Origin of the sequence: Chryseobacterium daecheongense, assembly GCA_027920525.1 — a bacterium.
GTDB lineage: Bacteria > Bacteroidota > Bacteroidia > Flavobacteriales > Weeksellaceae > Chryseobacterium > Chryseobacterium proteolyticum.
Window position 1 is genome coordinate 3334489 of the sequence record CP115858.1, and the last position, 13872, is coordinate 3348360.

The 13872-nt window shown below is 38.1% G+C and carries 9 protein-coding genes; all 9 read right to left on the minus strand.

Going from position 1 to position 13872, the window contains the following annotated elements; genetic code table 11:
• Positions 1–103 precede the first annotated feature (103 nt).
• The 9 genes from PFY10_14840 to PFY10_14880 all read right to left on the minus strand — a co-directional run bounded on the left by PFY10_14840 (position 104) and on the right by PFY10_14880 (position 13864).
• A complete protein-coding gene (locus PFY10_14840; GenBank protein ID WBV55503.1) occupies positions 104–2365 on the minus strand; it encodes a T9SS type B sorting domain-containing protein in 2262 nt (753 codons plus the stop codon).
• 118 nt (positions 2366–2483) lie between these two features.
• Positions 2484–4745: a T9SS type B sorting domain-containing protein gene (locus tag PFY10_14845; GenBank protein ID WBV55504.1), complete on the minus strand. Its 2262-nt coding sequence runs from the start codon at positions 4743–4745 to the stop codon at positions 2484–2486.
• Between the two features lie 187 nt (positions 4746–4932).
• Complete coding sequence (gene rnhA / locus PFY10_14850) at positions 4933–5409, minus strand: ribonuclease HI (GenBank protein WBV55505.1); 477 nt, start codon at positions 5407–5409, stop codon at positions 4933–4935.
• A gap of 38 nt (positions 5410–5447) precedes the next feature.
• A complete protein-coding gene (gene dnaB, locus PFY10_14855) occupies positions 5448–7034 on the minus strand; it encodes a replicative DNA helicase (GenBank protein ID WBV55506.1) in 1587 nt (528 codons plus the stop codon).
• Between the two features lie 157 nt (positions 7035–7191).
• Positions 7192–9252 (minus strand): gliding motility-associated C-terminal domain-containing protein, encoded by a 2061-nt coding sequence (locus PFY10_14860; GenBank protein WBV55507.1) that lies wholly within the window; start codon positions 9250–9252, stop codon positions 7192–7194.
• 113 nt (positions 9253–9365) lie between these two features.
• A complete protein-coding gene (locus PFY10_14865; protein ID WBV55508.1) occupies positions 9366–11441 on the minus strand; it encodes a gliding motility-associated C-terminal domain-containing protein in 2076 nt (691 codons plus the stop codon).
• A gap of 25 nt (positions 11442–11466) precedes the next feature.
• On the minus strand, positions 11467–12084 hold the full coding sequence (locus PFY10_14870; protein WBV55509.1) for a hypothetical protein: 618 nt from the start codon (positions 12082–12084) through the stop codon (positions 11467–11469).
• Positions 12085–12173: 89 nt separating this feature from the next.
• Complete coding sequence (locus PFY10_14875) at positions 12174–13409, minus strand: MFS transporter (protein ID WBV55510.1); 1236 nt, start codon at positions 13407–13409, stop codon at positions 12174–12176.
• Positions 13410–13501: 92 nt separating this feature from the next.
• Positions 13502–13864, minus strand: coding sequence for a hypothetical protein (locus tag PFY10_14880; GenBank protein ID WBV55511.1), 363 nt, complete (start codon positions 13862–13864; stop codon positions 13502–13504).
• Positions 13865–13872: the final 8 nt, after the last annotated feature.

Below are 13872 nucleotides of genomic sequence, written 5' to 3' on the forward strand. Positions count from 1 at the left end.
GTATTAGTTTTTTATGGTTTTATAAATCTTCTATTTTTTGGTAAAAAGAATCACTCCGGAAATAGAAGTGATTCTTTATTTTTTATATGGTTGGTTATTTTTATTAATCTCTGTTTTTTACCAGAATCCAGCCGGAATATTTAATCGCTGTATTCTTTTTATCGTTTTCATTCCATGAAACTGAATACCAGTAGCTGCCCGTAGAGACTTTTCTGCCTGCTATTGTTCCGTCCCATTTATATTTATTGGATTTGTCACCCTGGTGAATCTTAGCTCCATACCGGTCATAAATATTAAAGACAAGGTTTTGTTTGTGAGCTAATGCAGAATAATCTATAACATCATTTACTCCATCTCCGTTTGGCGTAATCACATTGATTATGTTCGGAACAGTTACGCTAATATCTATAGGCTCACAGTCGTAAGCGTCTTTTACATATATGTGGCTTTCTCCCCTCGGAAGATTAGTGAATACATTAGAATCCTGCCAGTTGATATTGTCTAATGAGTATTGGTATGCTGGTGTTCCGCCAATAACATTGACCGTCATTGTGGTGCCAGATATGTCTACATTAGTAATAACAGGTTGTTCGGAAGGGTGGACAGTCACACTCTGAGTAGTGGTGCATTCACCGGTTTTGAGCTGTACCCAATAGACACCAACACCTACATTGGTGATAGCCTGGGTAGTCGCTCCCGTGCTCCACAGGTAAGAAGCGAAGCCTGGGCCGGCATCAAGAGTTGTTTTGTCCTCAATACATATTGTTTTATCTTTTAAAACTGCAGACAGTACAGGTGCTAGTACAACTAATGTAACCTTAGCAACGGAATAACATCCGTTTGCATTATTGGTAACTCTAATATAAGCGACACCGTTAGGGGCGATATAAGCTGCAGGTGTGGTAATTTCATTTGTTCCGTTTAAGGCATCGGTTAATGATGGGTAGTACTTTTTGCTGACGCCAGCTTGTGTCGTTACTGAAGCAGCTGTAAGATTAAATGAAGCTGTTGCCGGACTTGTTTCTATAAAACAGGATCTTAATATAGCATCATTGACAACCACAACAGGGTTGATGGTGAGTGTAATTTTTGCCACATCTAAACAGCCTTGTGGAGTTGTAACTCTTACATATACTGAACCGGCAGGTGATGCATAGGCTGTAGGGTTTACTATTTCGTTAGTTCCCGCATTTAGGTCTGTCAAAGACGGGTAATATTGTTTAGTAACGCCTGGAACAGTAGTAACGGCAGCTGTTGTCAGGTCAAATATTGCGGTTCCTGCATTATTATTGTTGCAGCCTGTTAATGTTACGTCATCCGCAGCAAAAGGAGTAGGATTTAGCTGAATAACCCCATCGCCATTATCACATAAAGTGGAAGAAGGGTCTCTTACTACTACCGTAATTGTTGTGGGTCCGGAATATTGGAAATTTGTAGGATTGGCAATTGGAGTAGAGTTTCCTAAAACATAATAAGTGAAAATATAATTAGCCGGAATATTTACAAATTGCGAATTATATGAGGTTAAATCCACTGTCCCGTTTCCTGTCGCAGGATTAACACAAACAAACGGTGTAACGGTGCTTTGTAAAATGGGAACCTTATCCACAAATATTTTAGCATTTTTTATTGAATGTCTTGCACTGGCTCCCCCTGTGGCTGCTGAAAATCCAAAATATCCTTGAGTCATACCAATTGCTCCTCCTGAGGGGGCAAATGACTGATCCACAATTAAGACTCCGTCAATTCTTACCTTTATAATCCAGCTGGTGGGATTGGCAAGGTCTGTTTCGCCATTTACCTCTACATGTTTATAGGTTGAGCCAACAAATGGCTGTGTAGGATTAAGATCCGGTGAATGAAATGTGCTTCCCGGAGTGTTGTTATATTCAATGTTATTGTTAAGGGAGTTGTTGGTTCCATATAAAATATGAACTTTACTCATTTGTCCTTCTGTAGTATTGTTGAAAATATCAAATCCTACCATTAAGCCCGACGCATTAGCCGGAATTCCAAGGCCTCCTCCTGAAACGAATCCTGTAGGAGGATTAGCTAAATACCAGAAGGTAAATCCATCTCCTCTTCCAAACTGTGCGGTTCCGTTTCCATCAATTCTGAAGTCAAATTCTACTTTCCATTTATCACAATATCTTAAATTAATAGGACTGGCTAATTTTATAGCTCCATATAAGTTTCCCTGATCAGCAGTAAGTTGTATGAAATCAGTATTTACGTTTGCACTTGAAACAAGATCCCATCCCGTAGTATTGACGGGATTTCCTGAAAGTTGATAAGTCTGGGATAGAAGATTTCCGGGTAGATTGGTTAAAAGAACAAAAAGGCAGAAGAGTAAAAGTTTTTTCATTTGGAGTGGGTGAAATAAGGAGTTGTTATTTATTCATTTATTTAATTTCGGATGCTTTCTTTAAAATAGTGATTTGTATTGAAAAGACCACTGCCAATGCTGGAGTGGTCTTTTTTTGTTAGTCCCTATTTTTAACCAATACCCAGCCGTTATAGTTTGTTTGAGTATTGTTTTTGTCATTTTCGTTCCAGGAGATGGTGTACCAATATGTTGCAGTAGGTACTTTTTTACCACTTGCGGTACCATCCCACTTGTAGTTTCTTAATTTGTCAGCTTCGTAAAGCTTATTTCCATATCTGTCGTAAACGATGAATATCAGATTCTTTTTATAGGCTAAAGCAGAATAGTCAATATAATCGTTTACATTATCCCCATTTGGAGTAATTGCATTAATCAGGTTCGGTACAGTGATTTGTACATCAATAGGATCACAGTTATATGAATCTTTAACAAATATTTTATGCTCTCCTCTGGATAAACCGGAGAATACATTAGAGCTTTGCCATGTTGTACCGTTTAATGAGAACTGATATGGGGGTGTACCTCCATTTACATTAATTGTAATCGTGTTATTAGTAATATCAATGCTTGAAATCACCGGTTGAGGTGCAGCTTGTACTTTTACAATCTGACTGGTGAAGCAACTTCCTGTTTTAAGCAGAACCGAATAGATTCCCACCGGAACATTTTGTATGGATTGAGTGGTTGCACCGGTGCTCCATAGGTAGCCGTCAAAACCTGGACCTGCATCTAATGTTGCAGTTTCGTCTATACATATTGTCTGGTCTTTAAGAACAGTTGATGGAACAGGAGGTAAAACAACAAGGGTAATTTTCACAATGGTGTAACAATTATTTCCATCAATTACTTTTACATAGACTACGGCATTTGTAGACACATATGCTTGCGGATTTACAATTTCATTCGTTCCGCCCATTGCGTCTGCTAAAGTTGTGTAGTATTTTTTTATTGCTCCGGCCAGTGGTGTTACATTGGCAGTGGTCAGGTTAAATAAAGCGGATGTTGTATTGGTGTCAATGAAACAGGAGCGAATAGTATCATCATTAGCGACTACTTCAGGAAGAAATGCCAGCGTTATCTGAGCTGTTCCTGTACAACCTTGTGGTGTTGTCACTTTTACATATACGACTCCCGGAGCAGATATGTAGTTTGAAAAGTTAGTGATTTCATTGGTTCCTGCGTTGAGGTCAGCCAGTGTTTTGTAATATTTCTTAACGGCTCCCGGTACTCCCGTTACAGCTGCAGTACTTAGGTTAAATGTTGCTGTCCCGGCTTTATTGTTGTTACAAGCGGAAATAGTTACATTATTTGCTGTAAAAGGCGCCAGAACCAACTGAATCTTTCCGTCGGGATTATCACAAAGGACACCTGCATTGTCTTTAATAACAACAGAGATTGTTGTATTGGTATTGAATTGATAGTTGGTGGGGTTGGCAATAGGTGTTGAACTCCCTAGTACATAGTATGTAAATGTGTAATTGGCCGGGGTATTCACAAACTGTGAATTAAAGGTTGTAAGATTGACCGTGCCATTTCCTGTTGAAGGATTCGGGCATAAGGATTGGGTAACTGAGTTCTGTAAAATAGATACTTTGTCTGTATAGATTTTTACATTTTTTATGGAGCTCCTCACTGAAGCCGCTCCCGTAGAGGCTGAGAATCCAAAGTATCCCACTCCCATTGAAGCTGCAGCACCTGCAGGTGCAAATGATTGATTAATGACTGATGTTCCGTCAATTTTCAGGTTGATAATCCAATTGGCCGGAGTAGCAGGATCCACCTGTCCGGTTACTTCCACATGTTTGTAAGTAGCTCCCACCAAAGGAATGGTAGACGTAAGATCAGGTGAGTGAAAGGAGCTTCCGACAGTATTGAAATACTCGATATTATTTGTGTCAGTAGTATTTTGAACCACACCATAGGCAAGATGAACTTTATTCATCTGTCCCCCTGTAGTATTATTGTAGAGGTCAAAGCCGATCATAAGGCCGATTGCATTTTGCGGAATTCCCAGACCTGAGCCTAACTGGCTGGTTACTGGAGGATTCTGTAGATACCAAAATGCAAAACCGTCTCCTCTTCCCGACGACGTTCCGTTACCGTCAAGTCTGAAATCAAACTCGATTCTCCATTTATCACAGTACTTCAGGTTGATAGGATCATTAAGTTTGATTGCTCCTGATTTGTTGGTGAGATCATCAGTCAGCATGACAAAATCTGTGTTAACTACGGCAGAAGGAACAACTGTCCACCCTGTCGTATTCACAGGATTTCCGGTGAGCTGATAGGTTTGGGAAAAAAGATTTCCGGATAAACAGGATAAAAATATAGTGAAATAAAATAGTAGATTTTTATTCATTAATTAGGATGTTTAAAAATTGGACATGTAAATATATTAAATCCTAAGTAATAAATATGTGTTCAGTGTTAATTTTGCAGAAAATATTAATGATTTTTTAATAAAAGTTAATTTGGATAGTAAAATAACTAAATTATTTAACAGAATAATTGAATTTGATAATGGGGTGCTTTTTGATTCTTATTCGTTAAAATAGAGAATTGTTTTCAATATTCTCAAAATAGGTGTCTATTTCTAAATCAGAAGAAGCTGCAGCTGCAACCGCCAGCTTATCACACAGCTCATTTTCAAAATGACCGGCATGCCCTTTGATCCAATGCATTTTAGGAGTATATTGATTGTAAAGAATAACAAACCTTTTCCAGAGATCGGGATTCTTCACATTTTTCCACCCTCTTTTTATCCAGCCGGAAATCCAGTTTTGGTTGATCGCGTCTGCTACATATTTGCTGTCTGTAAAAACATGGATATCATTTTCTGTTGACTTTAGCTTTTCCAGAGCCGTAATTACTGCCAGAAGCTCCATCCTGTTATTCGTTGTTTTACGGAATCCTTTAGAAAATGTTTTTTGATAGTTCTTTTCCGGAACACGCATGAGAATTCCATAACCTCCTTTTCCGGGATTTCCACTGCATGCTCCGTCTGTATAAATCTCAATTCTCAAAATTTCAGAAATTGTCTTTTCTTATCAGTTCAACATCATTAAAAAGGGAAGTCGTCATCATCATCAAAATCATTCATCGAAGATCCTGACAATTGGGAGTTGTCCGGAAGATCAAATGCTGCCCCCGGCTGAATGGTTGTTTTTATCTTATCAAAACCACTAGGTTCATTCGAATTAAAACCTGAGGGATAACCTGGGTTTCCACCCGTTGCTGCTTCGATATCTCCGAATTTTGCAAAATGTTTAAGGAAAGATAATCGTACATCGGCAGTAGCACCATTCCTGTGTTTTGCAATAATAAGCTCGGCCTGATTTTCAGTCGAAGTTTCCTGGCCTTCTTCATCATTATCCCAAACCGTGATCTTATAATATTCAGGTCTGAAGATGAAAGATACAATATCAGCATCTTGCTCAATCGCTCCTGATTCTCTAAGATCTGAAAGCTGAGGTCTTTTCCCCGGACGTGTTTCCACACTTCTTGAAAGCTGGGAAAGTGCAATAACAGGGACATTGAGTTCTTTTGCAATTGCTTTTAATGAACGCGAGATCATGGAGATTTCCTGTTCACGGTTTCCTGTCCCTTTTCCACCTCCTCCTGCGGTCATAAGCTGAAGGTAGTCGACCATGATAAGCTTTACACCATGCTGCATTACAAGTCTCCGGCATTTTGCCCGGAAATCGAATATAGAAAGTGATGGGGTTTCGTCAATGAAAAGCGGAGCGTTTTCCAGTTCGGATACATTGGAAAACAATCTTTGCCATTCTTCATCATCTAAGGTTCCCTTTCTTAATTTTTCAGATGAAATTCTGGTTTCAGAAGCAATCATCCTTGTGATAAGCTGAACAGATGCCATCTCGAGAGAGAACAGCACCATTGGGATTTTATATCCTACCGCAATATTTCGAGCCATGGAAAGAAGGAATGCTGTTTTTCCCATCGCAGGACGAGCCGCGATAATAATAAGGTCGGAATTTTGCCAGCCCCCGGTTTCTTTATCCACATCCCTAAATCCTGAGGGTACTCCGGAAAGTCCTTCTTTGTCTTTCAGGGATTTAATTGTATCGATAGCCTGCTTTACTAAAGAATTTGCAGTATCAAAGCCTTTTTTGATGGTCCCGTTGGTGATTTCAAAAAAAGATTGTTCTGCTTTATCCAGCAGCTCAAAAACATCCGTGGATTCTTTATATGAAGAGTCTATAACGTTTGCTGAAACATTAATCAGACTTCTCAAAATATATTTTTCTAGGATAACACGAACGTGATATTCTATGTGAGCTGAGGAGCTTACTCCCATGGTGAGATCAATAATATAATGATCCCCTCCTGCTGAATTTAATTTGTCTTCCTTTTTTAGGTCTTGTATAATAGTCATTAAGTCAACCGGATGGTTGGCTTCATATAATTTCAAAATGGTAGCAAATATCACCTGATGTCTGGGATCATAAAATACCTCCGGAGTAAGAAGGTCGATGGAATGGTCAAGACCTTTTTTATCAATTAAAAAAGTTCCTATAATCAATCTTTCAAAATCCACTGCATTAGGAGGCATTTTTCCATCTGCAATTGACAATTCTTTCGCAAAATTTCCATGCGTAAGAGATGATAATGTTTCTTTCTGCGCCATTGTGCAAAGATAGTTTATTTAAAAAAAAATTAAAAAATAGTAATCAACAAATTATTCTTAAGGGTTATTAAAATACCACCAATAAAAGATAAGCAATGTTAATAAAAAAATCACCTCGATTTTGAGGTGATTTTTTAAATTCTATTTATAATTTCAATTATTCTCTATTTTTTACCAATATCCATCCGCTATAATTCGTTTGAGTATTGTTTTTATCATTTTCATTCCAAGAAATGGTGTACCAATACGTTCCGGTAATCACTTTTTTACCGCCGGTAGTTCCATCCCATTTGTAGCCTCTCAGTTTATCAGCTTCGTACAATTTATTTCCATATCGGTCATAAACGATGAATACTAAATTTTTCTTGTATCCTAGCTCAGAGTAATCTACGTAATCATTTACATTATCTCCGTTAGGTGTGATGGCATTAATTAAGTTAGGAACTGTCACTTGAATATCAATCGGAGTACAATCAAAAGAATCCACTACGTATATTTTGTTTTCCCCTCTAGGAAGTCCGGTAAATACGTTAGAATCCTGCCAGTTGGTACCATCCAGTGAATATTTGTATGGTGGTGTTCCTCCTGAAACATTTACGGTAATTGTATTGTTTGTAATGTCTACACTGCTGATCACTGGTTGTTGGGAAGCCTTTACACTTACTTGCTGTACTGTATAGCAAATTCCTGTTTTAAGTTTTACCCAATAACTTCCTATCGCAACGTTTTGGATAGATTGTGTTGTTGCTCCTGTGCTCCACTCATATCCGTCAAAACCAGGCCCCGCATCCAATGTTGTAGTATCTTCAGGGCAAATTGTAACGTCTTTTAAAACCGCCGATTTTACCGGAGGAAGAACTTTAAGGGTGATTTTAGCAATAGCATAACACATATTTGCGCTGAATACCCTTACATAAACATTCCCATTGGCAGAAACATAAGCTGTAGGATTAGCAATTGGATTGGTTCCGCTTACCGCATCGGCCATGGTTGCATAAAATTTCTTCGTGATGGGCGCCTGGCTTGATACGTTAGCTGTTGTTAAGTCAAATTTTGCTGTTGTAATATTGGTGTCAATATAGCAGGATTCAATTTCTGCATCATTCACCACTACTACCGGAAAGAATTTCAAGGTGATTGCCGAGTCGTCTGAACAGTTTTCAGGTGTTGTTACTTTTACATATACTGTTTTTTCTCCTGAAACGTAAGCGGCAGGATTCATAATCTGGTTGGTTCCTGCATTTAAATCGTTCAATGTAGGATAATATTTTTTTGTCGCGGTACCAGAATATGTATTGGCCAACGTCAGGTTGAATGTTCCCGTCCCCGCACCATTATTATTACAAGCATAAATGGTATCGTCACTTGCCACAATGTTTCCCTGCCTGAATTTAAATTTCCCTGTCTGGAAACAGCCGTTAATCGGATTGTTAGGGTTATTCGGATCTGTATATTTTAATCGGTAGTAGTAGATCGTTGTAGCATCTACCATCGTAGGGCTTGGTAATGGGTTTGATCCCGTTATCGCATCATTTACATTATCATGATAAGTAACGGTAAAATTTGCATTTCCATTTAGAATCCCTGTTGTTAATGAGTTGAAGTCAAATGAAGTTGGCAAAGCACACTTCAGGATTTCATTTGGAGAATCCGGAGTAGGACCAGGTACCCCAGGTGTAATAAATGGATTCGGTGTTACTGCCGGATCATTAAATGCTGAAGTTAAAGTAGCTGTTCCACCCCATGTCATGGAAAAACCATGTGCTGTGTGTGAGTAATTATCAACAATCAAATAATAAGTTTCTCCGGCAACTACGTCCATATACGCACTCATAGCCTCATCAGTGTTTGTGCCGGTAAGTGTGAGACTTAAACCAGTTGGTCCGTCTGCAGGAGAATAATTACATCTGATTGGTGGGCTTAAAGCGCCACATGTTTGATTAGGACCATAAACACCAAAGTCATAGTCATCAGAATACTGATTAGGAGTAATAAGGAATGTTAAAGTTCCTGAAGTGGCTATGGTAAAAGAATACCAAACACTATAATGCTCGTCAGTGGCCAAACATCCCATTAAGTCTTCCTGAACATTACCATGACCACTAGGGGTGTAGGAAATATCAGAATTTCCACATACGGGAATTGCAGTGATACAGTCCGACTGTGAAAAATATATTTGATAAGTAAATAAAATAAAAAGAAGTAAGAATTTTCTCATTTTAAAATGAATTTAATGTAACAAAAATAGCGAAAATAACAAAATAATTGGATTATAGTTCGCTCGAATTAATAAAAACCACTTAAAAAAGCGGTTTTTATCAAAAAATATGACTATTCTCTGTTTTTTACCATAATCCAACTGGAGAATTTGATAGGTGTATTTTTCTTATCATTTTCATTCCATGTCACAGAATACCAGTAAGTCCCTGTTGAAACTTTTTTGCTTCCGTTGGTAGTACCATCCCATTTGTAACCATTCGTTTTGTCAGCCTGGAATATTTTTGCACCGTATCTGTCATAAATACTTAATATCAGGTTTTGCTTTCCTGCCAGTGCAGAATAATCAATCACATCATTCACACCATCATTATTAGGAGTGATCACATTGACTAAATTTGGAACAACCACATTGATGTCAATCGGTTCACAATCATAAGAATCCTTAACATAAATATGATTATCTCCTCTTGGTATATTATTGAATACATTAGAATCTTGCCAGTTGATATTATCCAATGAATATTTATATGGCGGAGTACCTCCGATTACATTTACAGTAATCGTATTTGTTGCTATATCAACATTGGATATAACAGGTTGCTCAGATGCATAAACTGTTACAGTTTGGTTGGTAGTACATTCCCCGGTTTTCAATTGTACTGAATAAGTACCAACAGTTACATTACTGATGGTTTGTGTCGTAGCACCTGTGCTCCATAAATACCCGTCAAATCCAGGTCCTGCATCCAGTGTAGTTGTGTCTTCCATACAGATTATTTTATCTGCAAGGACTGTAGATTTTACAGGAGGTAATACGATCAGATTTACTTTTGCAACAGTATAACAATTATTTGCATTGGTCACTTTGATATAAACCACACCATTCGGTGCAATGTACGGAGATGGCGTAGTGATTTCGTTGGTTCCGTTAACAGCGTCTGTCATGGATGGGTAATACTTTTTAGTAATACCCGGCTGTGTTGTTACGGAAGCAGCTGTAAGATTGAAAGATGCCGTTGAAGGATTCGATTCAATGAAACAAGATCTAAGGGTAGCCTCATTTACCACGACTACAGGATGGAATGCTAAGGTGATTTTTGCAGTAGTGGTACATCCGAATTGTGAAGTTACCAGAACGAAAACATTACCTCCTGCAGAATTATACTGATATGGATTCGTGATCTCATTGGTGCCTGCATTAAGGTCTGTAAGGGTAGGATAGTATTTTTTTGTCACGGTTGGGTCGGCAATTACAGCAGCAGTAGTCAGGTCAAATATAGCAGTACCCGTATTGTTGTTATTACATTCTGTTAATGTGACATCAGTCGCTGTGATAGCTCTTTGTATAAATTTAAATTTACCCGGAATCCTACACCTGTTGATCGCGCCTGAAGGGGCATTTGGATCGGAATAACTAATGGCGTAATAATAAATATCAGTAGTATTGACGGTTATAGGCGTTGTTATCGGATTATTACCTGTAATCGCATCGTTTGCGTTAGTATAATAAGTTACTATGAAGTTTGGGTTATTGTTTATAATTCCTGCAGATAATGAATTAAAATTAAAAACTGCCGGATTTGAACAGATAATAACCTCTCTCGGATCATTAGGTGTTGGTCCTGCGCTTCCTGGCTCCATAAACGGATAAGGTTGGAAAGCATTGTTGAAAGGGGAAACCAAAGTTGCAGTCCCTCCCCATGTTAATACGAAACCATTTGCAGTGGATAAGAAATTATCAACAACCATATAATAGGTTTGGCCAGCAACAACATTCATGTAAGAACAGAATGGCGGGCCTCCTCCATTTTCTGATGTTCCGGTTGCGGTCATATTTAAACCGGTAGGGCCATCGGCGCCGGAATAGTTACATCTTATGGGAAACCCAAGATTTGCACAAGTAACATTCGGTCCATAAACAGCCCAGTCGTAATCGTCAGCGAAAACGTTTGGATCGATATTAAATGTCAGGGTTCCTGATGTGGCAACCGTAAAAGTATACCAGATGGAATAATGTTCCATGCTTAGACAATCTCCCAACACTTCGTGGATGTCTCCAGGTCCTGTAGGGGTGAAAGAAATAGGTGTATTTCCGCAAACCTGAACATTTCCACCACAGTCAGAGCTGGATTGGGCAAAACTTATCTGAGATATAATTATCAGAAAAATAAGTAGAACTTTTTTCATTTTGATCAGTTTAAAATTTTAATTCTTATTTATTTGAAATTAACTGTCTGCCCCATGTTGGTGCAGCACTGCCCATAGAAGTTTTACTGTCGAATCCGTTTTTTGCTTTTTGCAGTAGTACATCAGCGTCAGCTTGGTTTCCTGATTTTTCTTTTATTCTCGCCTTTAGAATGGCAAGTCTTGGATTATTTGGAGAGGTAGCCTCAGCTTTTGCGACTGCCTGAGAAACAATTTCCATATCCTTTTGTGTGTCACCTGATGGACTCACCTGCATTTTCTGGAAATATAGCAATCCTAACAGAATATTAGCTTCGGCATTGTCCTGTTGAGCATTAAATGCCCCTTTTGCAAATTTTCTGGCGAGAGCGTTAGCGCCCGGAAGATCTTCATGCATGGTTTGATTTAGCTGAATCTCTGTTTTAAGATACATAGAAACTGCGGCATAATAATAAGCTTGCCATCTGTCATTCTTTTTGTATCCTGTGAATTTGGAAAATTTTTGGAAAAGGTTGTCGTAGTCGGCTTTTGTTTTAGCTGTATTTACTTGTGATATAGATTGTTGGAAGTCTTTTTCTGAGTAGGTTTGGGCGTTTACCCAAAAGCCAGCCAAGAAGAAGCCTGAAATTAGTAGAAATTTTTTCATAAGGGGGGATTTTGTACGACAAATATAAAAAATTATTAAATTTTAATTAATGTTTTTAAGTTTTATTTAATATAACGTGGAATATGTGTTTAATATTGCATTTTTCGTAGCTTAGGATTCGTACTTCCGACAAGTAAGGCAATAAGAACCGTCATACTTCCTCCGAATACTACCGAACGGACCACGCCCAGTAGTTTTGCAGATAACCCACTTTCAAATTGTCCCATTTCATTGCTGGACATGATAAAAATTGAATTAACACTGAGTACACGTCCCCTTATATGATCAGGTGTTTTCAATTGTACAATGGTTCCACGAATTACAACGGAAATACCATCCAGCATTCCACTCATCACTAAAAACATAAATGATAACCAGTATATATGAGAGAGTCCGAATCCTATAATACAAAGCCCGAATCCGGTAACCACACCAAGTAATATTTTTCCCTGATTTTTTCTCAGTGGAACAATGGAGAGAATGGTGATGATGCACATGGAGCCAATATCTGAGGCTGCATTAAGAAGCCCGAAACCTTCAGCTCCCACCTTTAATATGTCGGTAGCATAAACCGGGATCATGGCTACGGCACCTCCAAACAGTACGGCGAACATATCCAGACATAATGCTCCTAAGATTTCTTTAGTTTTGAAAATATACGAAATACCTTCCCTCATACTTTCCACAACATTAATATTCCCTTTTTTATATTCAGAAAATTGTTTTTTCAATTGCCAGAAAAATAACGAGGCGATAAAAATGAGCAGGATGATGACCACAAGAGTCCATTTTACGCCAAAAAAACCAATAAGGAAACCTCCTATGGCGTGACCACAAACAGAAGATATCAGAAATGTAGCTTGATTAAGGGTGACAGCATGAGGAAGATTCTCCTTTTTTACAATCTTAGGAATCATCGAGGGAACGATGGGACCAATAAACGCTCTTGCAATTCCCGTAAAAAAAATCACACTATAAATAAAATAGGTGATCTGATGCCCGCTAAAATGCATTTCAACATTGAAAAAAGCTGGAATAAGCAGGAGCCCGATGAGAAAAATATAAGCATAGTTGCAAATGAGCAAGAGTCGCTTTTTTTCATTCATATCAATTACGTGTCCTGCATATAGTGCGCAACTGACAGCCGGAATTACTTCCGAAAGACCAATTAATCCTATTGAGAAAGGATCTTTTGTTAACTGGTACACCCACCACCCCAATAAAGTGGCAAGCATTCTGAAGGCTAAAACAATGAAAAATCTTCCGGTAAGTAGATTTCTGAATTCAATATTTTCTAAGGTTTTTAAGGGAGTAAAGGAAATCATACGCAAAAGTAGCTCTAAATATTTATTTAGAGCTACTGAGAAGTTGATTTTTCAAATGATAAATCAAATGTATTTTGAAAGATAAAATCTATTTAGTCTGCCCTTGAAGCACTCACTACGATGGCCGCAGCCGCAGCTGCACCGATAAGCACTGCTCCTCCTGTTACCCTTGCTCTTGATCTGTCTTTTACGGCAGCAACATTGGATTTTGGAATAATTACTTCTGTACTGTCTTTTTTACCTGCTGTTCCTACGATATTATCACCCTGGATATTACGGAATAACATTTTTTGTTTTTTAGAACCGTCTTTCATAGTGACAATGTATATTCTTCCCGCTTCCAGATTAGAATAATTATTTTTTGAAATATCTTCACTGTACTTTGTAGTAGCACATGAAGAGATTAAAAATAAAGAGGTAAGTAAAGATGATTTTAAAAGTACAGATGCTTTCATTATTTTTA